We start from the raw sequence: 24023 nt of genomic DNA on the forward strand, positions 1-24023 counted from the left end.
GGACGACCCGGCGGGGTCGCTATAGATCACACCGAAATCGAGAGGGCCGGGGCGAACCGGTCCGGATCACCTCTGCGGGGAAACAGGGCAACCATGGCGCCAGCGACGCGACTCGTGCTGCTGATCGGCTGGCTCGGCTATGCGCTGATGCCCTGGTACTTCGTCGAGTCCTTGAGCCTGACGAACTGGGGCTGGCTTTCCGAATATCCGTTCGGCGGGGCCGGCAGCGGGCTCATGCTCGCCCTTTCGGGTAAGGCGCCCTGGCTCCTGCCGCCCGGCGTCGCGCTTGCGGTGGCGAGCGCCTTCTGGGCGAGCCACGATCGCGGGCTGACGGCGCGGGTGCTGGTCTGGGCAGGCCTCGTCGGTATGCTGCTGTTCTTCGCGCAGGCCTTCGCGATCGTGCTGAAGGACCAGGGCATCGCCTGGCTCGCCGCCCTCATGGGCGGCGCGGGCGCGGCCCAGCCCGGCATCGGCGGCGGCGCCTTCCTCACACTGCTTTCGCTGCTGTTCCTGCTCTGCCACGGCCTCGCCTATCGCGGCATCTGCCGCGGCGACCTGTTCACCACCTCGACGATCGGCCTCGTCGTCCTGCTGATCGGCATCTTCATCTTCTTCCCGGTCGCGATCATCCTGAGGAGCGCGCTGCTCGACGGCAACGGCGCCTTCGCGCCCTCAGCCTTCGTCGAGCGCTTCCTCGATGCCTCGATCTGGGGGCTCGGCTGCGTCACCGCGGACACCAGTTGCGGCGTCGCCTGGAACACGCTGGTCCTGGCCGTGCTCTGCGGCGTCATCACCACCCTGCTGGGGCTCGCCTGCGCGCTCCTGATCCTGCGCACCGGCATGCCGGGCAAGCGCATCATGCGGGCGCTGACGGTGCTGCCGATCATCACCCCGCCCTTCGTCATCGGGCTCGCGCTGATCCTGCTCTTCGGCCGCGCCGGCGCGGTCTCGACCCTGCTCTACGAATGGTTCGGCGTGCCGCGCTCGCGCTGGCTCTACGGGCTGCCCGGCGTGCTGCTCGCACAGGTGCTCGCCTTCGCGCCGATCGCCTTCCTGGTACTGATCGGCGTGGTGCAGGGCATCTCGCCCAGCCTCGAGGAGGCGTCGCAGACGCTCGGCGCCAGGCGCTGGCAGACCTTCCGCACCGTGACCTGGCCGCTGCTCAGGCCCGGCATCGCCAACGCCTTCCTGCTCGGCTTCGTCGAGAGCATGGCCGATTTCGGCAACCCGCTGGTGCTCGGCGGCAATTTCGAGGTGCTCTCGACCAAGATCTTCTTCGCGGTGGTCGGCGCCTCCTACAATCAGGGGCAGGCGGCGGTGCTCGCCATCGTGCTGCTCGCCTTCACGCTCGGGGCCTTCTGGGTGCAGCAGCGCTGGCTCGGCGACAAATCCTACACGACCGTGACCGGCAAGGGCGATGCCGGCCTGCCCGTGCCGCTGCCGCGCCGCATCACCTGGCTGTCGGTGGCGGTGATCGTGCCCTGGGTGGCGCTGACCGTGGTGATCTACATCGTCATCCTGATCGGCGGCTTCGTGCGCAACATGGGCCGGGATTTCACCCCCACCCTGGAGCATTACCGCACCGGCTTCGCCATCGATTTCAGCCACGGCCTCTATTTCGAGGGCTCGGCCTGGGATTCCTTCTTCACCACCGTGAAGGTGGCGGCGATCGCGGCCCCCCTGACGGCGGCGATCGGCCTCATCACCGCCTATCTCTTGACGCGCCAGCGCTTCCGCGGCCGCACCGCGCTCGAATTCGCGACGATGCTCTCCTTCGCGATCCCGGGCACGGTGCTCGGCGTCGCCTATATCCTCGCCTTCAACGTCCCGCCGGTGGAGATCACCGGCACCGGGCTCATCCTCGTCATCGCCTTCGTCTTCCGCAACATGCCGGTCGGCGTGCGCTCCGGCATCGCCGGGCTCGCGCAGATCGACAAGAGCCTGGACGAAGCCTCGACCACGCTGCGCGCCCGCAGCTCCACCACGCTGAGGCGTGTCGTGCTGCCGCTGCTCAAGCCCGCCCTGGTCTCGGCGCTGGTCTATTCCTTCGTGCGCTCGATGACCGCGGTCAGCGCCGTGATCTTCCTGGTCTCGGCCGAGTACAACCTTTCCACCGCCTATATCATCGGGCGCGTCGAAGCCGGCGAGTTCGGCCTCGCCATCGCCTATTCCTCGGTGCTGATCGTGTTCATGGCGCTCGGCATCGGGCTCATCCAGTTCAGCGTCGGCGAGCGCAGGCTCGGCCGGCGCGCCCGCGGGCGCACCATCGCCGCGCCGAGCCCCGCCCCCGCGATCGGATAAGGACGCAAGGACTTTAAGATGGCCAAGGCCGGACCCGCTTCCGTCGAATTCCGCAACGTCTCGATGCGCTATGGCGCGGTGACGGCGGTCGACAACATCAGCTTCACCATCGAGGCCGGCAAGCTCGTGACGCTGCTCGGCCCCTCCGGCTGCGGCAAGACCACGACCTTGCGCATGATCGCCGGCCTCGAGATCGCCAGCGAGGGCCAGATCCTGATCGGCGGCAAGGACGTCACCAAGCTCTCGGCCGCCGACCGCGACGTCTCGATGGTGTTCCAGTCCTATGCGCTCTTCCCGCATATGAGCGTGCTCGACAACGCGGCTTACGGCCCGACCGTGAAGGGGCTCGGCAAGGACGAGGCCAAGCGGATGGCGCTCGAGAAGCTCGCGCTGGTCGGCCTGAAGGGTTTCGAGGACCGCTACCCCTCCGAGCTCTCCGGCGGCCAGCAGCAGCGCGTCGCGGTGGCGCGCGCCCTCGTGCTCGAGCCGCAGGTGCTGCTCTTCGACGAGCCGCTCTCCAACCTCGACGCCAAGCTGCGCCGGCGCGTGCGCGAGGAGATCCGCGAGTTGCAGCAGAACCTCGACCTGACCGTGGCCTATGTCACCCACGACCAGGAGGAGGCGCTCGCCGTCTCCGACCGCATCATCGTGATGTCCAACGCCCGGATCGCGCAGGAAGGCGCGCCGCGCGACCTCTACGAGCAGCCGGCGAACCCCTTCGTCGCCGACTTCATCGGCGACGCCAACCTCGTCGATGCCACGGTGAAGGCGGTGGCCGAGGGCCGCGCCGAGGTCGCCATCGGCCCGGCGGCGCTCGGCCTGCCGGCGCGCGGTCTGAGCCCCGGCCCGGCCAAGGTCGCGATCCGGCCGGAGGCGCTCATCATCGGCGCGGTCGGGCAGGCCGGCGCGCTGCCCGGCACGATCCGCAAATGCGCCTATCTCGGCAATCACCTCGACATCATGGTCGAGACCGAGGTCGGCGAGCTCTTCGTCGTGCAATACGGCGCCCGCGAGATGCTGGAGCCGGGCGCACCCGTCTCGGTCTCCTTCGCCAAATCGGGCGTGACGCTGATCCCGCCGGCCTGAGCCGGCGTGGACCGTTGCCATACGATCGTCATTCCGGGGCTTCGCTTAAGCGAAGAACCCGGAACCCACGACCGGGTGGACCGCTCGCAACCGGGCATTTGAATGTTTCACCCGGTCGTGGGTTCCGGGTTCGCGCCTGTGGCGCGCCCCGGAATGACAGCGGTGGCGCCGACCGGGCATGATCCGGCGACTGCCCACGTCACCTGAAGCCCGCACAATGACGGGGGCGCGGCACATGCCCCATTCTCAGCACTTTCAGCGTGTATTTCTGTTGAGTTGGCTAATCAAAAATTGGTAGGTTTGGCCGAAGATCATCACCTGAATCGGGGAAAGACCGCACGAAAATGGCGACCGGCGAAAGCGCGACCAATATCCTGATCCACCTCGTCGGCGGCGTGGCATTACTGATCTGGGCGGTCAGGCTGGTGCGGACCGGCGCGATGCGCGCCTTCGGCTCACAGCTCCGGCAGGCGCTGCAGGGCTTCACCCGCAACCGCTTCGCCGCCTTCGCCAGCGGCGCCGCCGTGACCATGGTGCTGCAGAGCTCGACGGCGACGACGCTGCTCGTCTCCTCCTTCGCGGGGCAGGCGCTGATCGTGCCGGCCATGGCGCTCGCCGTCCTGCTCGGGGCCAATCTCGGCACGGCGCTCGCCGCCTTCGTCATCTCGATGGATCTCGGCTGGCTCTGGGGGATCTGCGTCGCGGTCGGCGTCGCGATGTATCTCTCCAGCGAGGCGATGGAGCGGCCGCGCAATATCGGCCGCGTGCTGGTCGGCATCGGCCTGATCCTGCTCTCGCTGATCGAGCTCAACACGGCCGCGGCCCCGCTCGCGCAGTCGCCGACCTTCCGCATGGTGCTGGCCGCCATGGGCTCGGAGCCGCTGCTCGGCATTCTCGCGGCCGTCGCCGCGACCTGGATCGTGCACTCCAGCATCGCCATCATCCTGCTCGTGGCGACCTTCGCGGCATCCGGCCTGTTCCCGCCGGCGACCGCGCTGACGCTGGTCATCGGCGCCAATCTCGGCAATGCGCTGATCCCGGTGCTGGACCAGCTCGGCGCCCCCGCCGCCCAGCGCCGCGCCGCCGTCGGCAACCTCATGACCCGGCTCGCGCTGGCGCTGGCGGTGCTGCCCTTCGTCGGCCCGCTGTCGAGCTGGCTCATCGGCTTCGCCTCGAGCGAGGGCCGGCTCGCCATCGAGTTCCACGTGCTGCTGAACTTCGTCGGCGCCGTAATCTTCCTGCCCTTCGTCAAGCCGATTTCGGCGCTGGTCGAGCGCTTCATGCCCGGCAAGGCGGACAAGGCGGAAGCCGTGACGCCGCGTTATCTCGACCCCAACGCGCTCGACAGCCCGACCGAGGCGCTCGCCGGCGCGATGCGCGAGGCGCTGCGCCTCGGCGACCGTGTCGAGGCCATGCTGCGCGACACCATGACGCTGCTGGAGAAGGACGAGCTCAAGCTCTCTCGCGCCATCGCCCAGGCCGATGACGGCGTCGACACCATCCACGAATCGATCAAGCTCTATCTGGTCAAGGTCTCGCGCAACGAATTGACCGAGGAGGAGAGCCGGCGCCTGTTCGAGATCATCACCCTGATCACCAATCTGGAGCATATCGGCGACATCATCGACAAGAACCTGCGCGAGCTCGCCGAGAAGAAGATCCGCAAGCGCTACTCCTTCTCGCCGGAAGGGCTGGCCGAGATCCGCGATTTCCACCACCGCGTCGCCTCGGCGCTGGCGCTGGCGCTCAACGTCTTCGCCACGCGCGATCTCGTGCTCGCCCGCCAACTCTTCGCCGACAAGGCGGCGATGCGCGAGGCCGAGCGCCATGCCAGCGACAGCCATTTCCAGCGCCTGCGCTCGGGGCGGCCGGAATCGATCGAGACCAGCGCGATCCATCTCGACATCATCCGCGACCTCAAGCGCATCCACGGACATATCGTCTCGATCGCCTATCCGATCCTGGAAAGCGCCAACGAGCTGCGCGACAGCCGCCTGCGCGAGACCAAGGAGGCGGCTGAGCAGCGCGAGATGCCCTCGGTGCTGATCCCGGCCCCGCATTCTGGCCGGTAGGGCAGCGCCTCAGCGCGGCGCGGCCAGGATGACCGCGGCGCCGGCGAGGCAGATGGCGCCGCCGGTCAGGTCCCAGCGATCGGGCCTGACGCCCTCGACCGCCCAGAGCCAGCCGAGCGAGGCGGCGATATAGACCCCGCCATAAGCGGCGAAGGCACGGCCCGCCGCCGCGCTCTCGACCAGCGTCAAGAGCCAGGCGAACAACCCGAGCGAGACGAAGCCCGGCAGCAGCCACCAGACCGGCTTGCCGAGCCTGAGCCAGCCCCAGAAGGCGAAGCAGCCGGCGATCTCGCCAAGCGCGGCACCGATATAGGCGGCGATGGTGGGCATGGCGTCGTCCAGGCGGGCGCGAATGAGGTTCCCTCGCGGGAGGCCCCAGTCTAAGCCCTGATTGCACCACACGAGCAAGAGCGGGATATGTCGGCAAAGACCATCGCCATCATCGGTGCCGGCCCGGCCGGGCTGATCGCCGCCGAGCGGCTGGCCGGCGCCGGGCATCGCGTCACGCTCTACGAGCGCATGGCCTCGCCCGCCCGCAAATTCCTGCTCGCCGGGCGCGGCGGCCTCAACCTCACCCATTCCGAGCCCTTCGAAGCCTTTCTGGGCCGTTATCGCGAGGCGGCGGGCTGGCTCGAAGCGCCCTTGCGCGCCTTCCCGCCGCAGGCGCTGCGCGACTGGGCGGACGGGCTCGGCGCAGAAACCTTCACCGGCTCGAGCGGGCGCGTCTTTCCGCGCGCGATGAAGGCCTCGCCCCTGCTGCGCGCCTGGCTCGGCCGGCTCGAACCACTGGGCGTCGGGCTGGCACCCGGCCGGCTCTGGAGCGGATGGAGCGCCGACGGCGCCCTGACCTTCAGCCTCGCCTCCGGCGGAACCGAAACCGCCCGCCCCGATGCGACGCTGCTGGCGCTGGGCGGCGCGAGCTGGCCGAGGCTCGGCTCCGATGGCGGCTGGGTCGCGCTGCTGGAAAGGCGCGGCGTTACGATCACTCCGCTCCGGCCGGCCAATGGCGGCTTCACCGTCGCCTGGTCGCAGCCGCTGCGGGAGCGCTTCGCCGGCCAGCCGCTGAAGCGCATCGTCATCCGCCATGCCGGGGAAGAAGCCGCCGGCGAGGCGATGATCGATGCGGACGGCATCGAAGGCGGCGCGATCTATGCGCTCTCGGCGCCGATCCGCGAGGCGTTTCAGCGTGACGGCGCCGCCGTGATCCGGATCGACCTCAGGCCCGATCTCACGGCGGCGGAGCTCGCCGCCCGCCTCGCCCGGCGCCGCAAGGGCGAGACGCTGAGCAACCATCTGCGCAAGGCGGCGGGTCTGGCCCCGGCCGCGATCGCCCTCATGCGCGACGCAAGCCGCGCGGCACTTCCCGCCGAACCGGAGGCGCTGGCCGCCCTGATCAAGGCGGCGCCGCTCAGCCTCGCCGCCCCGATGCCGATCGCCCGCGCCATCTCGAGCGCCGGCGGCATCGCCCGCGACGAACTCGACGACCGCTTCATGCTGAAACGCCTGCCGGGCGTCTTCGCGGCGGGCGAGATGCTGGACTGGGAGGCGCCGACCGGCGGCTATCTGCTGCAGGCGAGCTTCGCCACCGGCGTCGCCGCGGCGGCCGGCATGGCGGCGTGGCTCACCGGGCGCTGAGCCCTCCTGCCACCTCCCGTCACCAATCGCATCGGGGTGGGACTCAATCCCCTCGCATCGCGCGGCGTTCGGGCCCATATTGCGGGCATGCCGAAAAGCCCCGACACCATCGCGACCAGGCCGAAAGCCGTGAAGAAGCCGTCCTCGGCCCGCACGCCGAAGTCCAAGGCGACGAAGCCCGAGCTGAAGCCGCTCGAAGGCTATCTCGCCGATCTTTTGAACCCCGCGATCAACCGCGGCACGGCGGTGCCGGGCGGCGCCGCCGGCTTCGGGCCTACGGACGAAGACAGCGGCAAGAAGCGCAAGCTCTCGAAGAAGGCCGATTCCGCCTTCGACCCCGGCAGCGACAGCGCCGCGGCGCTGACCGCGCAATCGCTCCAGCATCTGCTCGACACCGGCAGCCCCTTCATCCAGCCCGGCAAGCCCTGGACGCCGCACCGGCCCGAGCGGCCGGAGAAATCGGAAGGCGGCATCCGCTTCCTGATGAAATCCGATTTCTCGCCCTCCGGCGACCAGCCCACCGCGATCGCCGACCTCGTCGACGGCATCCGCCGGCAGGAGCGCGACCAGGTCCTGCTCGGCGTCACCGGCTCCGGAAAAACCTTCACCATGGCCAAGGTGATCGAGGAGACGCAGCGCCCGGCGCTGATCCTCGCCCCGAACAAGACGCTCGCGGCCCAGCTCTACGGCGAGTTCAAGAGCTTCTTCCCCGACAACGCGGTCGAGTACTTCGTCTCCTATTACGACTATTACCAGCCGGAGGCCTATGTCCCGCGCTCGGACACCTATATCGAGAAGGAATCCTCGATCAACGAGCAGATCGACCGGATGCGCCACGCCGCGACGCGCTCGCTCCTCGAACGCGACGACGTGATCATCGTAGCCAGCGTCTCCTGCATCTACGGTATCGGCTCGGTCGAGACCTATACGGCGATGACCTTCTCGGTGAAGCTCGGCGAACGCATCGAGCAGCGCCAGCTCATCGCCGATCTCGTCGCCCTGCAATACAAGCGCACGCTCGGCGATTTCGCCCGCGGCACCTTTCGCGTCCGCGGCGACGTGATCGAGCTGTTCCCGGCGCACTACGAGGACCGCGCCTGGCGCATCGGCCTGTTCGGCGACGAGGTCGAATCGATCGCCGAGTTCGATCCGCTGACCGGCCAGAAGACCGGCGAGCTCGAATTCATCAAGGTCTACGGCAACTCGCACTACACCACGCCGCGCCCGACGCTGACGCAGGCCGTGAAGTCGATCAAGGAGGAACTGAAAGCCCGCCTCGACGAGCTCAACCGCATGGGCCGCTTCCTGGAGGCGCAGCGCCTCGACCAGCGCTGCACCTTCGACATCGAGATGATCGAGGCGACCGGCTCATGCAATGGGATTGAGAACTATTCGCGTTATCTCACCGGCCGCAAGCCCGGCGAGCCGCCGCCGACGCTGTTCGAATACCTGCCCGACAACGCGCTGGTCTTCACCGACGAGAGCCACGTCACCGTGCCGCAGATCGGCGGGATGTATCGCGGCGACTTCCGCCGCAAGGCGACGCTCGCCGAATATGGCTTCCGCCTGCCCTCCTGCATGGACAACCGGCCGCTGCGCTTCGAGGAGTGGGACGCGATGCGGCCCCAGTCGATCCATGTCTCGGCCACGCCCGGCAGCTGGGAGATGGAGCAGACCGGCGGCGTCTTCACCGAGCAGGTCATCCGCCCGACCGGGCTGATCGATCCGCCGGTCGAAGTGCGCCCCGCCAAGCACCAGGTCGCGGACCTGCTCGACGAGGTCAAGGAGGTCGCCGAGAAGGGCTACCGCACCCTCGTCACCGTTTTGACCAAGCGCATGGCCGAGGATTTGACCGAGTATCTGCACGAGAACGGGGTTCGCGTCAGATACATGCATTCCGACATCGACACGATCGAGCGCATCGAGATCCTGCGCGATCTGAGGCTTGGCGCCTTCGACGTGCTGGTCGGCATCAATCTGCTGCGCGAGGGCCTCGACATCCCCGAATGCGGCTTCGTCGCCATCCTCGACGCCGACAAGGAAGGCTTCCTGCGCTCCGAGACCTCGCTGATCCAGACCATCGGCCGCGCGGCGCGCAACGTCGACGGCAGGGTCATCCTCTACGCCGACCACGTCACCGGCTCGATGGAGCGGGCGCTGGCCGAGACCAATCGCCGCCGCGAGAAGCAGCTCGCCTATAACGAGATGAACGGCATCACGCCGCAGACGGTGAAGAAGAACATCGGCGATATTCTCGGCTCGGTCTATGAGCGCGACCATGTCACGGTCGACAAGGGGTTGGCGGCCCCGGCGTCCGGCCACAACCTCAAGGCCGCGCTCGCCGATCTCGAGAAGCGCATGCGCGAGGCCGCCGCCGACCTCGAATTCGAGACCGCCGCGCGCCTGCGCGACGAGATCAAGCGCCTGCAGGCGACGGAGCTCGCGATCAGCGACGACCCGCTCGCCCGCCAGGAGAGCATCGAGGCCAGCGCCGGCAAGTACAGGGGCGAGCGCGGCTATGGCGAGGCCGCGAACCTGCCGCCGACCCGCGCCCGCAAGCCGACGCTGGACGAGATGGGGCCGGTGCCGGAATCGCGGCCGAAGGGAGCCGGCGAGCGGCAAACGGGAGCCGGCCGTCGTCGTGGCTCGACACGGGAATGCCCGTGAGGCGCTGGAAGATCGTTGCCGCACCCGACAGGCCGCGGCGATGATCTCATCGCGCAGGGCCGGCATCGAACGCCCTATCGCAACAGGAAGCCATGCCGCAGCGGATCGTCGCGATCGATGATCCAGCTCGCCTGGCCGCAGATATGCGCGCTGCCCGAGACCTCCGGGATAACGGCGTCGATCCCTCCCAGCCTGGTTTCCCGCAGGACCCGCGCCGTCATGATCGAGCCGACGATGGATTCGTTGACCAGACGCTGGCCGGGCTTCAGCAGCCCCTTGGCATGGAGCAGCGCCGCGCGCCCGGCCGTGCCGGAGCCGGTCGGCGAGCGATCGAGCTGCCGGTCGGCGAAGATGCAGCAATTGGCCTGCGTCGCGCTGGAATCGAGCGGATCGCCGTCGATGATCGTGCCGTAGATGTGGTTCAGCTCCGGGATCTCGGGGTGAACGACCGGGAAGGCCGCATTGGCCGCCTGCTTCACCTCGGCGCCGAAGCGGATCAGGGCCTCGGCCTTCTCCCGCCGGATCGACAGCCCGAAGGGGCGGCCATCGGTATAGAAATAGAAGGCGCCGCCGAAGGCGATGTCGCCGATGACCCGGCCGAAGCTCGGCGTCTCGACGCTGACGTCGCGATGGACGAGGTAGGAGGGAACGTTGACGAAGCGCACGCTGGCGGCGCGCCTGCCGTCCCAGGCGACGAAGGCCTCGATGAAGCCGCAGGGGGCGTCGATCCCCACCCGCGTCTCCGGCTCGCTGCGCGCGACCCAGCCGAGCTCGACGGCGGCGGTCGCCAGCGCGATGACGCCATGGCCGCAATGGTCGCTGTAGCCTTCGTTGTGCACGAAGATGACGCCGAAATCGGCCTGGGGTGAGACCGGCTCGGTCAGGTAGCCGGCATACATGTCGGCATGGCCGCGCGGCTCGAAGATCAGCGCCTGCCGAACCTCGTCGATATTGTTCCTCACCCAGTCGCGGCGCTGGACGATCGTCTTGCCCGGAAGCCGCGGCAGGCCGCTCGTCACGATGCGGAAAGGTTCCCCGCCGGTGTGGCTTTCGACTGTCTGGATGACCCGGTCGGCTTGCATCGCTTCCCCCTGGAGCGTTCGTTTCAAGGCTTGGTGAACAGCGGTTCCTATTCCGCCACGACGACCTTGCGCAGCGCGGCGACGATCGCATCGAAGCTCGGATTCGCGCGCGCGGCCGCATCCGTGACCAGGATGCCGATCTCGGGAGCCGGGCAGAACACGGACCGCGCCGGCGCCCCGATCTTGGAGTGATCGGCGAGGATCATCGTCTGCTCCGCGTTCTGGGCCATGGCGCGGGCGAGTTCGGCACCGTAGAGGAAGGAGTCGGATGCGCCCTTGACCGCGTCGACGCCCCATGGCGACAGGATCGCCAGATCGGCGCGATAGCGATGGATCTCGTTGACCGCCACCGGGCCGATGGTCTCGTTCGGGTCCTGCTTGAACTCGCCGCCCAGCATGATGACCCGGAAGCGCTTCGAGGGCTCGCCCGTCGGTTCGGTCAGGTTCCGGGCCGCGTCGAAGGAATTGGTGATGAGCGTGAGGTCGCTCAATCCGTTCGTGCCGGCGATCGCCTCCGACATCACCGTCGTCGTGGACCCGGCATCCATGAAGAGCGTCATGCCGCTGCGCAGGAACTGCAGCGCGGTCGCGGCGATGGCCCGCTTCTCCTGCAGGCGCTCGGTGTGGCGCACCTGAAAGCTGGAGATCTCGCGGGAGATCGGCACCGCGCCGCCGCGCACCCTGCGCAACTCGCCCGCCTGCTCCATTTCGACCAGATCGCGCCGGATCGTCTCCCGCGCGACGCCGAAGCTCTGGGACATGCGGTCCGTCGAGACCTGACCGAAGGCGGTGAGGAGGTCGCGGATCTTCTGCTGCCGCTCTTCTTGCCACATCGCGCGCTTCCTTCGTCCCGTCCTGGAAGCCTTAGCAGGGAAAAACACCCGCCTGCCCTGCCCGGCATGGAAACCCACAACTTTGAACATTTGCCACATGCACAAATTGACACATATCGCTCATTATGCAATAGACAACACATAATCGGTCATATCGCTCATTTTCGCACCCCGCTCCGGCGGACCGCAGACGGGCGCGAGGCAAGGGGGAAGCCGATGACGCCCGATGTGCCCGTTGAGGCCAGCCACGTCGCCTTCGCGACGGAACTCGCGAACACCTCCCGGCGGATGATCGAGCAGAACCGGCGCGACCGGCTCGGCGTCTCGCTGAAGCCCGACCGCAGCCTGGTCACGATGATGGACATGGCAATCGAGCGGGAGCTCAGGGCCATGATCAAGAGCCGCTTTCCCGAGCACGGCATCATCGGCGAGGAGCAGGCCTGGGAAAACGAGGATGCGGAGTTCGTCTGGATTCTCGATCCGATCGACGGAACCGCGTCCTTCATCGCGGGCATGCCGGTCTACGGCACACTGATCGCCCTGGCGCATCGCGGTGTCCCGGTCCTCGGCATCATCGACATCCCGCCGGTCGACGCGCGCTGGCTCGGCGTCTCCGGGCAACCGACGCTGAAGAACGGCGCGCCCTGCCGCGTGAAACCGTGCCCGGACCTGTCGCTGGCCATGATGTCCACCAGCAATCCGGACTTCTATTCTAAGGCGGAGCGGCCGGCGCTCGACCTGCTCCGCGCGCGGACAAACTGGCGCATCTACGGGGGCGCCGCGCTGGCCTACGGCCTGCTCAGCGATGGCGGGACGGATGTCGCGCTGGATACCGGGCTGAAAATCTACGACTTCGCCCCGTTCCGCCCGATCATCGAGGGCGCAGGCGGCGTCATCACCGACTGGCGGGGCAACCCGATCACGCTGAAATCGGGGCCGCGGATCCTGGCGGCCGGCGACCGGCAGAAGCACAGCGAAATCGTCGGGCTATTGAACGGCCTCGACATCGGCGCCTGAAGGAAACGCGACGCGAAGGGGAGGACGCCATGGGGATCGATATCAAGAATCTGTACGTCAGTTACGGAGGAACGGACGTCATTTCCAATCTGAGCCTGTCGATACCGGAAGGGTGTTTCTTCACGTTGCTTGGGCCTTCGGGCTGCGGAAAGACGACGCTGCTGCGCACAATCGCGGGCTTCGTCCAGGCCTCGAAGGGCAACATCAGCTTCCAGTCGCAGGACGTGACCCGGCTGCCGCCGCACAAGCGCAACATCGGCATGGTGTTCCAGGACTACGCGCTGTTTCCCGACAAGACGGTGGCGGAAAACGTCGCCTACGGCCTGCGCGCACGCGGCGAAAGCGGCGAGGCGATGATGAAGAAGGTCCGGCACGAGCTGGAGCATGTCGGGCTCGGCCATGTGATGGACCGGCACCCGGCGGCGCTCTCCGGCGGCCAGCGGCAGCGCGTCGCGCTCGCCCGCGCCATGGTCATCAAGCCGCAGGTCCTGCTGATGGACGAGCCGCTGTCGAACCTCGACGCGAAGCTCAGGGTCCAGATCCGCGAGACGATCACCGACCTGCAGCGCGAGGCCAGCATCACCACGGTCTTCGTGACGCACGACCAGGAGGAAGCCCTGTCCATGTCCGACCAGATCGGCGTGATGAACAAGGGCAAGGTCGAGCAGCTCGGCACGCCGAAGGAGATCTATGCGACGCCGCGCACCTCCTACGTCGCCGATTTCGTCGGCGCGGCCAACCGGATCGACGTCACGCTCGCCGACGCCAACCCGGACGGGACGGTCCGCGTCGCGCTGGGCGGCGGCTCGATCCTGGCGCGCAACGGCCTGCCGGCCGCGGCACGGGACGGCATCCTGATCATGCGCCCCGAGGACCTGCGGCTGACGCCGAAAGCCTCCGCCGCCGCCCAGGGCCTGTCCGGGCGGGTGGTGAAGCGGCAATATCTCGGCGGCAAGACGAGCTACAAGCTGGCGCTCGCCGACGAGACCGTGATCAGCGTCGACGCCCATGGCGACCGGCACGACGGCTTCGAGATCGGCGCCGACGTCGTCGCCACCATCGATCCGTCCAAGGCCATGGTGATCGCGTCATGATCACCTCGTCCGATCTGCGCGCCCCCTGGCTGTGGCTTTCGCTCGCGGCCCTCGTCGTCCTCCTCACCTTCATCGTCTATCCGCTTGTGAACATCCTGACCGCGAGCTTCGTCGGCGGGGCTGAGAGCGGCTGGGCCCGCCTGCTCGCCGATCCGCGCGGCCTCAGCGCCATCCTCAACACGCTGATCCTCGCTTCCGTGGTCACCTGCGCCTGCGTCCTGATCGGCGTGCCGCTCGCCTATGTGACGGCCCGCTACCGCTTTCCGGGCAAGTCGATCATCGCGCTGCTGCCGCTGATCACCCTGGTCATCCCGGAGGTGATCTCGGCCCAGACCTGGCTGATGGCGCTCGGCAACAACGGGCTGATCACCCGTTTCTTCCGCGACTACGGCGTCCAGCTGCCGAGCTTCTACGGCTGGTTCGGCCTGATCACGGTGATGACCTTCGTCTACTACACCTATGTCTATATCGGCACGGTCGCGGCGATCAGCGGCTTCGACGTGCATCTCGAGGAAGCGGCCCAGAGTCTCGGCACCTCGCCGGCGCGCTCGCGCCTCAAGGTCATGCTGCCGATCATCATGCCCTCGGTCCTGGCGAGCGCGCTTTTGGTCTTCACCATGGTCGTCGGCAACTTCGCCATCTCGATGATCCTGTCGAACCAGATGCCGCTGCTCTCGGTCGCGACCTATCAGGCGGCCGTCTCGGAAGGCGGGGCCGCGCCGGTGATGCAGAGCACCTTCGCGACGGTTTCCGTCGTCATGGTGATGCTGATCCTGTTCATCAACCGCTGGATCATCTCCCGCGGCCGCTTCGAGATCGCCCAGGGCCGCGGCGCCAAGCCCGTCCCGCTCGCCGGCTGGAGGGCCGCCGCCATCGGCCTCGCCGCGAGCCTGATCGTCGTGATCTCGCTCGTGCCGCTCGCGGTCATCGCGATCGGGGCCTTCACCGTCTCCCGCGGCCCGGTCATGCAATGGGGCAACTGGACGCTGGCTAACATGGAGCGCGTCTTCGTGACCGCTCCGCAGCCGCTGGTGAACTCGCTGATCTATGCCGGCGCGGCCACGCTGATCGGCATCTGCTTCAGCGCTCTCGTCAGCTACCTCATCATCAAGAAGCGCAACGCCATAACGCCCTGGCTCGACTACATCTCCTCGATCCCGCTGGCGCTGTCGGGCACGGTGCTCGGCATCGGCCTGATCGTCTCGTTCAATGCCGGCTGGCTGCCCCTTACCGGGACGGCGACGATCATGGTGCTCGCCCTGCTGGTGCGCCGCCTGCCCTTCGGCATGCGCAGCTCGCAGGCGACCCTGCACAACATCCCCAACTCGATCGAGGAAGCCTCGATCAGCCTCGGCTCGCCGCCGCTGCGGACCTTCGTCAAGGTGGTGCTGCCGATGATGGGGCCGGCCATCGCCTCGGCCGCCATCCTCACCTGGACGACCAGCGTCTCGGAGCTCAGCGCCTCGATCCTGGTCTATTCGGGCGGGCGGGAAACGCTGACGATCCAGGTCTTCCGCCTGATCGGCAGCAATCTGATGGCCTATGCCTCTGCCTATGGCCTCGTCCTGATCGCGGTCATCCTCATCCCGATCATCGTCGCCACGAAAATCTTCAAGGTCGACGTCTTCGCGTCGAAATGAAGGTCATGACGTCACCCAACCAAATAAGCCGGAGGAAATGAAATGGTCATTCGCAATCTCGCCGCAGCCGCCTTGCTGTCGCTTACGCTGGGCACCACCGCCTGGGCGCAGGAGAAGAAGGTCACGCTCTATTCGTCCAATCCGGAGCAGGCGATCGAAGCCGTCGCGAGCTCGCTCAAGAAGAAGGCTCCGGAGATCAGGCTGAATTCCGTCACCGGCGGAAGCGGGGTGCTGCTGCGGCGCCTGGAGGCAGAAGCCTCCAACGTCCAGGGCGACCTGTTCTGGAGCTCGAGCTTCAACACCGTCGGCGCCTTCGAAAAGCTGTTCGAGGCCTACGCCTCGCCGGAGCTTGCCGCGATCCCTGAAAAGCTGCGCTATCCCGGCAACCTCTTCACCCCGGCGAACGTCCATGTCGTGGTGATCATGGTGAACACCAATCAGCTCGGCAATCTGCCCGCGCCCAAGACCTGGACCGAGCTGCTCGACCCGAAATGGAAAGGCAAGGTCGTGATCGCCGACCCGGCCAACAGCTCGACCGGCTACACCATCCTGTGGGGCCTGCATAAGATGATCGGCGACGAGAAGCTCAGGCAGCTCACGGCGAACCTGACCGTCTCGTCCTCGTCCTCGGCCGTGCAGAGCGGCGTCGCCATGGGCGAATACGCGGTCGGCCTCGGCTTCGAGGCGAACGGCTACCCTTACGTCGACGGCGGGCAGAAGGAATTCAACCTGATCTACCCGGAGGACGGCACCTTCATCACGGCCGACTTCGCCGGCCTGGTCAAGGGAGCGCCGGGCGGCGCCGCGGCCAAGGCTGCCTTCGACGGGCTCATGTCGAAGGAAACGCAGACGTCCTTGCTCGAAACCTCGTTCCGCCGCCCGAGCCGGAGCGACATCGAAGTGTCCAAGATCGTCAAGCTGCCCGAGATGTCGGCGATCAAGGTCTTCGACATCGACGAGAAGGAAGCCGCCGACCAGCGCGACGCGTTCCTGAAGACCTGGCGTTCCTATCCGACCGCCGGCGCGAAATAGCGAAAACGACGCTTTTTGTCGAAGCGACCTTAGCCGCCCTCGACGGGCGGCTAAGTGATCGCGCGTCCCATTGGACGGTAACGATGATCCATCGCATTGTTGGAGCATCGAACCCTGCCGGTCGTCGCATGAATGTCATTTGCGTCGTTCACGACAAAGGGCAAGTCGCCTGATACGAACCCGACAGTGGCGCCGATCCCGATGCGGCATCCAAGCGCGGTCTTGCCGATCTGCACCATCGGGTCGACGACCGGTTCCAGTCCGAGTTTCTTCCGACCATGTGCTTGCCTCATCGAGATCTCGCCACCCCCGTTTCAGCAGCGGGCGCGCTCGTCCTCGTGGTCGGACCCTCCGGGGCGGGAAAGGACACCTTGATGGCCGCAGGCCGTGCCGGGCTCGTCGGCGATCCCCGCTTTCGGTTTGCCCGGCGTCTGATCACCCGCCCCGCCATGGCCGGCGCGGAGGAGCACGATTCCTGCGACGGGGCCCGGTTCCGCGAGGCCGAGGCGCGGGGCGAGCTGGCACTGAGCTGGCGCGCACACGGGCTGAGCTACGGCATTCCGGCGGCAGAACTTTCGGGCATCGCCGAGGGGGCCGTGGTGCTCGCCAACGTCTCGCGTACCGTCATCGCCGCCGCCGAGCGGCTGGCCGCGCGGGTCGTGGTGCTCAACATCACCGCCCCGGTCGCGGTGCTGGCGCAGCGGCTGGCGGCACGCGGGCGCGAGAGCGAGGCCGATATCGCCGCCCGGCTGAAGCGCGAGGCGTCGCTGACCACCGGGCGTGCCGAGATCGTCACGATCATGAACGACCGCAGCGTGGCCGAGGCGGCGCAGGAACTGCTCGCCATGCTGCGCGGGCTCGCGCGGCAAGGTTCCTAGAGCATTTTCGAGCGAAGTGGACACCGGTTCGCGTGAAGAAAATGCGATAAAACAAAGACCTAGAGCAATTCCGCGATTCGGAGAATCGCGGAATTGCTCTAGTCGACCGGGTAGGAATCGAGCAGGCGGAAGCGGCTCTTGCGATCGTCCTGCCTGAACAGGGCGAAGCGATCCAGCCTGACCGGACCTGCAGGCAGCGCCGCCGCGGAGGCTGCTGCGAGCGCCTGCCGGACCGGAGCGATCCGTCCGTCCGGCAGCGAACCGGTCAATGTCATGTGAAAGCGGAAGGCATCGCCCACGTAAGGATAGCCATAGGCATCGAGATAGGCGTGCTGCGCCGGGGTGAGCGGGCTTGCGAGCCGCCGCGCCCGATCCGCTTCGGCCAGCGGCGCGCGGAAGGGCTCGAAGGCCCGCACCAGCGCGAAGGCGAAGCGTTGCAGATCCGCGCCCGGCGCGGAGGGAGTCAGCGCGACGAAGGAGCCGAGCGCGGTGACGCTGAGGCCCGCGAGCGCCACCCCTTCCAGCCCGGCGGCATGGTTGCGGGCAAAGCTCAGAAGCTCGTCCTCGCTGCGGCCTTCGGCGAGCTCGAAAGGCGCCTTCAGCGTGGCATGGAAGCCGTAGCGGCGCGGTTCCTGCGTAAGCTCAGGCCATGTCGCCGGGTCGCAGCCGGGCGGAACGAGGAAGGGAACGTCCTCGCCCGTCGAGGCGTCGTAGCCGAGCACGGCCGAGCCGAAGCGCCACAGCGCGCTGTCGGCGGCGGGGGCGTAATAGACGGCGTAGCGGGGCTTGCTCAAAATGCCCGCTCGCCTCTCGACCAGACCGCACCGAGGACCGGCGTCGTGCCGATGAGCCTGAAGCGGACGAGGTCGGCCCTGAGCCCGGTCTTGAGATGGCCGCGGTCCTTCAGGCCGAGGATGTCGGCGACCTTCCAGGTCACCATGCCCATCGCTTCCGGCAGCGCGATGCCGTGGCTGGCTTTGAGCTTGATCACCGCTTGGAGCAGGCTCGCGGGCACGTAGTCCGAGGAAAGGCCGTCGAGCAGGCCCTTCTCCGCCAGCTCCGAGACCGAGACCCCGCCCGAATGCGAGCCGCCGCGCACGACGTTCGGCGCGCCGGCGACGGTGGCGAGGCCGTGCCGCTTGGCGGCGGCGGCGGCTTCGAGCGTGGTCGGGAATTCCGAGATCACCGCGCCGGAAGCGATGCCTTCCTCGACATGCTCGGGAGTGGTGTCGTCATGGGTCGCGAGCGGGATGCCGCGCCTGCGGAAAATATCGACGACGGCCGACCAGTTCTTCGCGACATTCGCGGCGCCCTCCTGCTGGCGCACAACCACGTCCTGCTCGAATTCGGCCTGCGTCTTGCCGTTGCCGAGCGAGTAGGTGCGCAGATGCTCGATGTTGCGCCACTGGCGCTGGCCCGGCGTGTGGTCCATCAGCGAGACGAGCTGGACGAGCGCGTCGTCCTGATAGGGCTCGATGTCCCTGAGCAGGTCGGGGCTCGTCAATTCGCAGCGCATATGGACGCGGTGGTCGATGCGGAAGACGTTCTCGCGCCTGCCCTCGGCCAGCGCCTTCATCACGTCGGCGAAGATGTCCTTGCGGTAGTCCTTGGCCGAGAACGGCGTGCCGGCGCAGACCGCGTCGTATACGGTGGTGACGCCGGCCGCCGCCATCTGCGCGTCATGGACGAGCGCTGCCGCCAGCCCGTTCGGCCAGAAGACCTTCGGGCGCGGCATGAAATGCTTTTCCATGTTGTCGGTGTGCATCTCGACGAGGCCGGGCGCGACATAGTCGCCGCCGGCGTCGATGGCGCCCGGCAGGGAGGTCTTGCCCTGATCGACCGCCGTGATGCCGGTTGCGTCGAAAGCGATCGTGCCGGTGACGACCTCGTTCTCGAGAATCAGCCTGGCGTTGGTGAGAACGGTCTGCATCAGGCAGTCTTCCTGAAAGCGGTGATGTCGAGATAGCGGGTCGCGACGCGCTCGCGGACGGCCTCGTCATGGAAGATCCCGACGATGGCGGAGCCTGCGGCGCGCGCTTCCGCGATGAGGTCGACGACGACGTCGCGATTGGCGGCGTCGAGCGAGGCGGTCGGCTCGTCGATCAGCATGATTGCCGACGGATCGACGAAGGAGCGGGCGATGTTGACGCGCTGCTGCTCGCCGCCGGAGAAGGTCGCGGGCGCGAGGGTCCACAGCCGCTCGGGCAGGTTGAGGCGGGCGAGCATGGCTCTCGCCTTCCCGGTCGCGACCTCGGGATCGGCGCCGCGCGCCAGCAGCGGATCGCGCACGATGTCGAGCGTCGAGACGCGCGGGATGACACGCAGGAACTGCGAGACGAAGCCGAGCGTGCGCCGGCGGATGTCGAGCACGGTGCGCGGCACGGCCGAGACGATGTCGACGGGGCGGCCGGCATGGGTGATGCGGATTACGCCCGATGTCGGCCTGTAATTGCCGTAGAGGATACGCAGCAGGCTCGACTTGCCGGCACCCGACGCGCCCGCCAGCACCAGCGCCTCGCCGGCCTCGACGCTGAAATCGACGTTGTCGAAGACGGGCAGGCGCGCTCCGCCCTGGTTGTGCAGGGTGAAGGTCTTGGCGACGTTCTCGACCTGAATCATCCTGGTCATGGGGTCAGTGCCTTGCCGATTCGCGGTGACGGGGATGTGACGGGGGCGCCGCTGTCATTCCGGGACGCGCCGCAGGCGCGGACCCGGAACCCACGACAGGAGAACAGGTCACACACTCAGCACCGCCGAGGTCAGGAGTTGCGTATAGGCGTGATGCGGGTCGTCGAGGACCTGGTCGGTCAGGCCCTGCTCGACGACGCGGCCATCCTTCATCACCATCAGCCGGTCGGTGAGGAGCCTCGCGACGGCGAGGTCGTGGGTGACGATGATGGCGGCGAGGCCGAGATCGCGCACCAGCACGCGCAGCAGGTCGAGCAGGCGCGCCTGCACCGAGACGTCGAGGCCCCCGGTCGGCTCGTCCATGAAGACGAGGCGCGGTTGCGAGACCAGCACGCGGGCGATCTGCAGGCGCTGCTGCATGCCGCCGGAGAACTGGCGCGGCCGGTCGTCGATGCGGGAGCCGGCGATCTCGACGCGTTGCAGCCAGTCGAGGGCGCGCTCGCGGATCTTCCCGTAATGCCGGTCGCCGCGGTCCATCAGGCGCTCGCCGACATTGCCGCCGGCGGTGACGTCCATGCGCAGGCCGTCGCGCGGGTTCTGGTGGACGATGCCCCAGGCGGTGCGCATCAGGCTGCGGCGCTCCTGCTCGGAGACCGAGTAGATGTCGAGCGGCTCGGGGCCGCCGCGGAACATGACCTCGCCCTCGTCGGGCCTGTCGATGCCGGCGAGGCAGCGCAGCAGGGTCGACTTGCCCGAGCCGGATTCGCCGACGATGCCGAGCACCTCGCCCGGCCAGAGCTCGAAGGAGACATCGGCACAGCCGATGCGCCCGCCATAGAAGCGGCCGACGCCGGCGACGGAGAGCAGCGGGGCGGGGTCGAGGTCGGCGTCGGGGAACGTGGCGTGAAGGGTCATGGGGCGGTCTCCTCGACCAGCCCGCTTGCCGTCGCATCGCCCAGCATGGTGCCGCGATGGCCTTCAGCCCGGCGGGTCTCGCAGTAATGGCTGTCGGAGCAGACGAACATGCGCCCGCCGCGATCGTCGATGACGACCTCGTCGAGATAGCTGTCGGCCGCGCCGCAGAGCCCGCAGGGCTGCGACCAGCTCTGGATGCGGAAGGGATGATCCTCGAAATCGAGGCTCCTCACGCGGGTATGGGGGGGCAGCGCGTAGATGCGCTTCTCGCGGCCGGCGCCGAACAGTTGCAGCGCGGGCGACATGTGCATCTTGGGGTTGTCGAATTTCGGGATGGGCGAAGGCGCCATCACGTAACGGTCGTTGACCATGACGGGATAGTCATAGGTCTTGGTGATCTCGCCGTAGCGGGCGATGTCCTCGTAGAGCTTGACCTGCATCAGCCCGTATTCGGCCCAGGCGTGCATCTTGCGGGTCTCGGCCTCGCGCGGCTCCAGGCGGCGTAAGGGTTCCGGCATCGGCACCTGATAGACCATGACCTGCCCGGCTTTCAGCGGCGCCTCCGGGATGCGGTGGCGGGTCTGGATGATCGTCGCCTCCCCGGTCGCCTCGCTGGTGCGGGCATCGGCCGTGCGCTCGAAGAACCTGCGGATCGAGACGGCGTTGGTGGTGTCGTCGGCGCCCTGGTCGATCACCTTGAGCGTATCGGCCGGGCCGATGATCGCGGCGGTGATCTGGATGCCGCCGGTGCCCCAGCCGCGGGCGAGCGGCATCTCGCGCGAGCCGAACGGCACCTGATAACCCGGCACCGCGACGGCCTTGAGCAAAGCGCGGCGGATCATCCGCTTGGTCTGCTCGTCGAGATAGGCGTAGTTGTAGGCCGGAACCTGGTGAAGGGTCATTCCGCGGCCTCCGGCAGCGTGTCCTGCTCGCGGGCGAGCCGTTCCTCGCGCTCCTTGCGGATGCGGCGGATCAGTTCGAGCTCGCCCTGGAAATCGACGTAGTGCGGCAGCTTCAGGTGCTCGACGAAGCCGGCCGCCTCGACATTGTCGGCGTGGTAGAGAACGAACTCGTCCTGCTGCGCCGGATAGGTCGTCGCCTCGCCGAAATCGCGCGCCTTCAGCGCCCGGTCGACCAGCGACATCGACATCGCCTTGCGCTCGCTATGGCCGAAGACGAGGCCGTAGCCGCGGGTGAATTGCGGCGGCACCTCCTTCGAGCCCTGGAACTGGTTGACCATCTGGCATTCGGTCAGGGTGACGTCGCCGAGATCGACCGCGAAGCCGAGTTCCTCCGGCACGAATTCGACCGCGACCTCGCCGACGCGGACCTCGCCGACGAAGGGATGCGTGCCGCCGAAGCCGCGCTGCACGGAATAGCCGAGGCCGAGCAGGAAACCCTCGTCGCCGCGCGCCATCGATTGCAGGCGCACGTCGCGCTCGGCCGGAAAGGCGATCGGATCGCGCGTCAGGTCGAAGGGGCGCGGATCGCCCTCCGGCGGCTCCTCCGCCTCCATCAGCCCTTCGGCGCCGAGGATATCGGGCACACGCGGCATATGAGGATCGAGCGGGGCTCTTTCCTTCTCCCCTCGGGAGAGAAGGTGGCCCGGCGGAGCCGGGTCGGATGAGGGAAGGCTTGGCGCTGCCGCGTCCTGTGCGTTGCGCGGCCTACCCTCTCCCCCAAGGGCAGAGGGGGCCTGTTGCGGTTCCATCAGGGCGAAGTCGAAGAGGCGATGCGTATAGTCATAGGTCGGCCCGAGCACCTGCCCGCCGGGCAGATCCTTGTAGGTCGCCGAGACACGGCGGCGGATCGCCATCGCGGCGGTATCGAGCGGCTCGGAAGAGCCGAAGCGCGGCAGCGTGGTGCGATAGGCGCGCATCAGGAAAGCGGCCTCGATCACGTCGCCCTGCGACTGCTTCAGGGCGAGCGCGGCGAGGTCCCGGTCATAGAGCGAGCCCTCGTTCATCACGCGGGCGCAGGCCAGCGCCTGCTGCTCGCGGATCTGGGCGACGCTGATCTCCGGCACGGCCGGGTCGCCCCGGCGCGCCTCGGCGACGAGATCATGCGTGGCGAGGATCGCGGCCTCGCCGCCCTTGACGGCGACATACATCAGACTGCCTCCCCGATCTCAGTCGAGCGCGGCAGGCCGATCACGCCATCGCCATGGGCCAGCACGACATCGACGCCGAGCGGATAGAGCGCGCCGTTATCGCTGAGCTCCGCGATGAAGCTGGGGCGCAGGCCCCGCGGCGCGATCGTACGGCTGCCGGGAATGCCGGGGCCGGAGAGCGTGAAGGCCGTGCCGCCTTCCAGCGCCGCGACCTGGACGATCACGGTGGTGGAACGATCCGGGAACTGGTCCGTGCCAAGGTTGAAGGCGGAAAGCCTGGGCTCGTCGGCCGCACCGTCGAGCACGGCGAAGGCGGCCCCGGCCGGCTCGTCGACCAGCGCCACGCCGCAATGGAAGCGCAGCCAGGCGGCGGCCGCGCCGTCGCGCAGCGCCTCGGGCAGCCAGACCGGGGTCTCGTAATCGGCCAGCGCCAGCAGCGTCGTGGCAGTGGCCATGGCAAGGCCTTCCGGCGGCGTGATGTCAGCGGCGACGGCCTGGAGCGTGCCGGGTTCGGAGAGCGCCGCGAGCAAGGCGCGGAAGGCGGCCTGCGACTGGAAGACCGGATCGGAGAAGCCGGGGGAGATCCTGTCCTGCGCCGTCATCACTCGCCCCTGACCAGCGTGAAGAAATCGACCTTGGTCGCCGCCGCCTTGCGCGAGGCGAGATCGCGGGCCGCCGCCTGCCGAACGGCCAGCGCTGCGATACCCTGCGCGAGCTCGCCGCCGGCGGCCGCGTCCTGGAGGCGGGCGTCGAGCAGGGCTGCGAGCCGCGCCTTGCGGTGGTCGCGGCCGAGCGCATAGGAGAAGCCCATGCGGCCGCTCGGAAGGCGCACGACGCAGCGCGTCACCGTCGCCTCGCCGAGATTGAAGCGCCGCCCGGCGCCGCCGGCCCGGCCTTCCACCATCACGGTGCCGGTCTCGGGCGCCTTCAGCACCTCATGCTCGGGGAGGACGCCGAGAAGGCTCGCGATCTCGTCGCGGGTGGCGCGCGCCAGGGTCGCCATCCATTGTTGTCGGGGTGTTTTCGGGTTCAT

General features: G+C 68.0%; 22 protein-coding genes. 10 read left to right on the forward strand and 12 right to left on the reverse strand.

From position 1 onward, the window contains the following. Positions 1 to 93 precede the first annotated feature (93 nt). The 3 genes from M9917_RS01645 to M9917_RS01655 all read left to right on the forward strand — a co-directional run bounded on the left by M9917_RS01645 (position 94) and on the right by M9917_RS01655 (position 5459). Entirely contained in the window at positions 94 to 2301 is a 2208-nt protein-coding gene (locus M9917_RS01645) for an ABC transporter permease (protein WP_297250568.1), read from the forward strand. Positions 2302 to 2319: 18 nt separating this feature from the next. Continuing rightward, complete coding sequence (locus M9917_RS01650; RefSeq protein WP_297250569.1) at positions 2320 to 3387, forward strand: ABC transporter ATP-binding protein; 1068 nt, start codon at positions 2320 to 2322, stop codon at positions 3385 to 3387. Between the two features lie 344 nt (positions 3388 to 3731). Beyond that, positions 3732 to 5459 (forward strand): Na/Pi cotransporter family protein, encoded by a 1728-nt coding sequence (locus M9917_RS01655; protein ID WP_297250570.1) that lies wholly within the window; start codon positions 3732 to 3734, stop codon positions 5457 to 5459. Between the two features lie 9 nt (positions 5460 to 5468). Here the strand turns inward: M9917_RS01655 and M9917_RS01660 are convergent, their stop codons facing one another. Further along, positions 5469 to 5789 carry a YnfA family protein gene (locus M9917_RS01660; RefSeq protein WP_297250571.1) on the reverse strand — a complete coding sequence of 107 codons (321 nt, stop codon included), beginning with the start codon at positions 5787 to 5789 and terminating at the stop codon, positions 5469 to 5471. Positions 5790 to 5876: 87 nt separating this feature from the next. On the opposite strand from M9917_RS01660, the gene M9917_RS01665 reads away from it, so the two are divergent. Then, on the forward strand, positions 5877 to 7094 hold the full coding sequence (locus tag M9917_RS01665) for a BaiN/RdsA family NAD(P)/FAD-dependent oxidoreductase (RefSeq protein ID WP_297250572.1): 1218 nt from the start codon (positions 5877 to 5879) through the stop codon (positions 7092 to 7094). 87 nt (positions 7095 to 7181) lie between these two features. Continuing rightward, entirely contained in the window at positions 7182 to 9761 is a 2580-nt protein-coding gene (gene uvrB / locus M9917_RS01670; protein WP_297250573.1) for an excinuclease ABC subunit UvrB, read from the forward strand. 74 nt (positions 9762 to 9835) lie between these two features. Here uvrB and lhpH read toward each other — a convergent pair whose 3' ends face one another. Together lhpH and M9917_RS01680 are read right to left on the reverse strand one after the other, a co-directional pair. After that, entirely contained in the window at positions 9836 to 10843 is a 1008-nt protein-coding gene (gene lhpH / locus M9917_RS01675) for a trans-3-hydroxy-L-proline dehydratase (RefSeq protein ID WP_297250574.1), read from the reverse strand. 47 nt (positions 10844 to 10890) lie between these two features. Next, positions 10891 to 11676 carry a DeoR/GlpR family DNA-binding transcription regulator gene (locus M9917_RS01680; protein WP_297250575.1) on the reverse strand — a complete coding sequence of 262 codons (786 nt, stop codon included), beginning with the start codon at positions 11674 to 11676 and terminating at the stop codon, positions 10891 to 10893. A 66-nt stretch (positions 11677 to 11742) separates the two neighbouring features. Between M9917_RS01680 and M9917_RS01685 the strand changes: the two genes are divergently transcribed. From M9917_RS01685 to M9917_RS01700, 4 genes are read left to right on the forward strand one after another with little or no spacing between them, the layout of a single operon-like run. Continuing rightward, positions 11743 to 12693, forward strand: coding sequence for an inositol monophosphatase family protein (locus M9917_RS01685; protein WP_297250576.1), 951 nt, complete (start codon positions 11743 to 11745; stop codon positions 12691 to 12693). Between the two features lie 29 nt (positions 12694 to 12722). Then, positions 12723 to 13787, forward strand: a complete 1065-nt coding sequence (locus M9917_RS01690) for an ABC transporter ATP-binding protein (RefSeq protein WP_297250577.1) — start codon at positions 12723 to 12725, stop codon at positions 13785 to 13787. Continuing rightward, entirely contained in the window at positions 13784 to 15427 is a 1644-nt protein-coding gene (locus M9917_RS01695; RefSeq protein ID WP_297250578.1) for an ABC transporter permease, read from the forward strand. The genes M9917_RS01690 and M9917_RS01695 overlap by 4 nt, the downstream gene beginning before the upstream one ends. A 42-nt stretch (positions 15428 to 15469) precedes the next feature. Then, positions 15470 to 16459: an extracellular solute-binding protein gene (locus tag M9917_RS01700; protein ID WP_297250579.1), complete on the forward strand. Its 990-nt coding sequence runs from the start codon at positions 15470 to 15472 to the stop codon at positions 16457 to 16459. Positions 16460 to 16509: 50 nt separating this feature from the next. Here the strand turns inward: M9917_RS01700 and M9917_RS01705 are convergent, their stop codons facing one another. Then, on the reverse strand, positions 16510 to 16752 hold the full coding sequence (locus tag M9917_RS01705; protein WP_297254896.1) for a hypothetical protein: 243 nt from the start codon (positions 16750 to 16752) through the stop codon (positions 16510 to 16512). Here M9917_RS01705 and phnN point away from each other — a divergent pair. Continuing rightward, positions 16738 to 17337 carry a phosphonate metabolism protein/1,5-bisphosphokinase (PRPP-forming) PhnN gene (gene phnN, locus M9917_RS01710; protein WP_297250580.1) on the forward strand — a complete coding sequence of 200 codons (600 nt, stop codon included), beginning with the start codon at positions 16738 to 16740 and terminating at the stop codon, positions 17335 to 17337. The two genes, M9917_RS01705 and phnN, sit on opposite strands and share 15 nt — an antisense overlap. 98 nt (positions 17338 to 17435) lie before the next feature. Here phnN and M9917_RS01715 read toward each other — a convergent pair whose 3' ends face one another. From M9917_RS01715 to phnG, 8 genes are all read right to left on the reverse strand, one after another. Further along, positions 17436 to 18131 (reverse strand): DUF1045 domain-containing protein, encoded by a 696-nt coding sequence (locus tag M9917_RS01715; protein WP_297250581.1) that lies wholly within the window; start codon positions 18129 to 18131, stop codon positions 17436 to 17438. Continuing rightward, the gene (locus tag M9917_RS01720; protein WP_297250582.1) at positions 18128 to 19267 is read right to left on the reverse strand and encodes an alpha-D-ribose 1-methylphosphonate 5-triphosphate diphosphatase; all 1140 of its coding nucleotides are present in this window, start codon (positions 19265 to 19267) and stop codon (positions 18128 to 18130) included. Before M9917_RS01720 ends, M9917_RS01715 begins: the two co-directional genes overlap by 4 nt. After that, on the reverse strand, positions 19267 to 19965 hold the full coding sequence (gene phnL, locus M9917_RS01725) for a phosphonate C-P lyase system protein PhnL (protein ID WP_297250583.1): 699 nt from the start codon (positions 19963 to 19965) through the stop codon (positions 19267 to 19269). The genes M9917_RS01720 and phnL overlap by 1 nt, the downstream gene beginning before the upstream one ends. Before the next feature lie 108 nt (positions 19966 to 20073). Then, on the reverse strand, positions 20074 to 20880 hold the full coding sequence (phnK, locus tag M9917_RS01730; RefSeq protein WP_297250584.1) for a phosphonate C-P lyase system protein PhnK: 807 nt from the start codon (positions 20878 to 20880) through the stop codon (positions 20074 to 20076). Beyond that, positions 20877 to 21782 carry an alpha-D-ribose 1-methylphosphonate 5-phosphate C-P-lyase PhnJ gene (locus M9917_RS01735; protein WP_297250585.1) on the reverse strand — a complete coding sequence of 302 codons (906 nt, stop codon included), beginning with the start codon at positions 21780 to 21782 and terminating at the stop codon, positions 20877 to 20879. The genes phnK and M9917_RS01735 overlap by 4 nt, the downstream gene beginning before the upstream one ends. Continuing rightward, positions 21779 to 22990 (reverse strand): carbon-phosphorus lyase complex subunit, encoded by a 1212-nt coding sequence (locus tag M9917_RS01740; RefSeq protein ID WP_297250586.1) that lies wholly within the window; start codon positions 22988 to 22990, stop codon positions 21779 to 21781. The genes M9917_RS01735 and M9917_RS01740 overlap by 4 nt, the downstream gene beginning before the upstream one ends. Then, complete coding sequence (gene phnH / locus M9917_RS01745) at positions 22990 to 23592, reverse strand: phosphonate C-P lyase system protein PhnH (protein WP_297250587.1); 603 nt, start codon at positions 23590 to 23592, stop codon at positions 22990 to 22992. The genes M9917_RS01740 and phnH overlap by 1 nt, the downstream gene beginning before the upstream one ends. Next, entirely contained in the window at positions 23592 to 24023 is a 432-nt protein-coding gene (phnG, locus tag M9917_RS01750; protein WP_297250588.1) for a phosphonate C-P lyase system protein PhnG, read from the reverse strand. Before phnG ends, phnH begins: the two co-directional genes overlap by 1 nt.

The organism is Bosea sp. (in: a-proteobacteria), assembly GCF_023953965.1.
Lineage (GTDB): Bacteria > Pseudomonadota > Alphaproteobacteria > Rhizobiales > Beijerinckiaceae > Allobosea.

What these genes read in the sequence shown, in the direction of transcription:
- M9917_RS01655 (WP_297250570.1), top strand. Translation starts at nt 3,732, where the DNA reads ATGGCGACCGGCGAAAGCGCGACCAATATCCTGATCCACCTCGTCGGC.
- M9917_RS01695 (WP_297250578.1), top strand. Translation starts at nt 13,784, where the DNA reads ATGATCACCTCGTCCGATCTGCGCGCCCCCTGGCTGTGGCTTTCGCTC.
- M9917_RS01735 (WP_297250585.1), bottom strand. Translation starts at nt 21,782, where the DNA reads ATGACCCTTCACCAGGTTCCGGCCTACAACTACGCCTATCTCGACGAG.
- phnL (WP_297250583.1), bottom strand. Translation starts at nt 19,965, where the DNA reads ATGACCAGGATGATTCAGGTCGAGAACGTCGCCAAGACCTTCACCCTG.
- lhpH (WP_297250574.1), bottom strand. Translation starts at nt 10,843, where the DNA reads ATGCAAGCCGACCGGGTCATCCAGACAGTCGAAAGCCACACCGGCGGG.
- M9917_RS01665 (WP_297250572.1), top strand. Translation starts at nt 5,877, where the DNA reads ATGTCGGCAAAGACCATCGCCATCATCGGTGCCGGCCCGGCCGGGCTG.
- M9917_RS01690 (WP_297250577.1), top strand. Translation starts at nt 12,723, where the DNA reads ATGGGGATCGATATCAAGAATCTGTACGTCAGTTACGGAGGAACGGAC.
- phnK (WP_297250584.1), bottom strand. Translation starts at nt 20,880, where the DNA reads ATGACCCTTCACGCCACGTTCCCCGACGCCGACCTCGACCCCGCCCCG.
- phnG (WP_297250588.1), bottom strand. Translation starts at nt 24,023, where the DNA reads ATGAACCCGAAAACACCCCGACAACAATGGATGGCGACCCTGGCGCGC.
- M9917_RS01650 (WP_297250569.1), top strand. Translation starts at nt 2,320, where the DNA reads ATGGCCAAGGCCGGACCCGCTTCCGTCGAATTCCGCAACGTCTCGATG.
- M9917_RS01685 (WP_297250576.1), top strand. Translation starts at nt 11,743, where the DNA reads ATGGAAACCCACAACTTTGAACATTTGCCACATGCACAAATTGACACA.
- M9917_RS01705 (WP_297254896.1), bottom strand. Translation starts at nt 16,752, where the DNA reads ATGAGGCAAGCACATGGTCGGAAGAAACTCGGACTGGAACCGGTCGTC.
- phnH (WP_297250587.1), bottom strand. Translation starts at nt 23,592, where the DNA reads ATGACGGCGCAGGACAGGATCTCCCCCGGCTTCTCCGATCCGGTCTTC.
- M9917_RS01660 (WP_297250571.1), bottom strand. Translation starts at nt 5,789, where the DNA reads ATGCCCACCATCGCCGCCTATATCGGTGCCGCGCTTGGCGAGATCGCC.
- M9917_RS01680 (WP_297250575.1), bottom strand. Translation starts at nt 11,676, where the DNA reads ATGTGGCAAGAAGAGCGGCAGCAGAAGATCCGCGACCTCCTCACCGCC.
- M9917_RS01700 (WP_297250579.1), top strand. Translation starts at nt 15,470, where the DNA reads ATGGTCATTCGCAATCTCGCCGCAGCCGCCTTGCTGTCGCTTACGCTG.
- M9917_RS01720 (WP_297250582.1), bottom strand. Translation starts at nt 19,267, where the DNA reads ATGCAGACCGTTCTCACCAACGCCAGGCTGATTCTCGAGAACGAGGTC.
- phnN (WP_297250580.1), top strand. Translation starts at nt 16,738, where the DNA reads ATGTGCTTGCCTCATCGAGATCTCGCCACCCCCGTTTCAGCAGCGGGC.
- uvrB (WP_297250573.1), top strand. Translation starts at nt 7,182, where the DNA reads ATGCCGAAAAGCCCCGACACCATCGCGACCAGGCCGAAAGCCGTGAAG.
- M9917_RS01740 (WP_297250586.1), bottom strand. Translation starts at nt 22,990, where the DNA reads ATGTATGTCGCCGTCAAGGGCGGCGAGGCCGCGATCCTCGCCACGCAT.
- M9917_RS01645 (WP_297250568.1), top strand. Translation starts at nt 94, where the DNA reads ATGGCGCCAGCGACGCGACTCGTGCTGCTGATCGGCTGGCTCGGCTAT.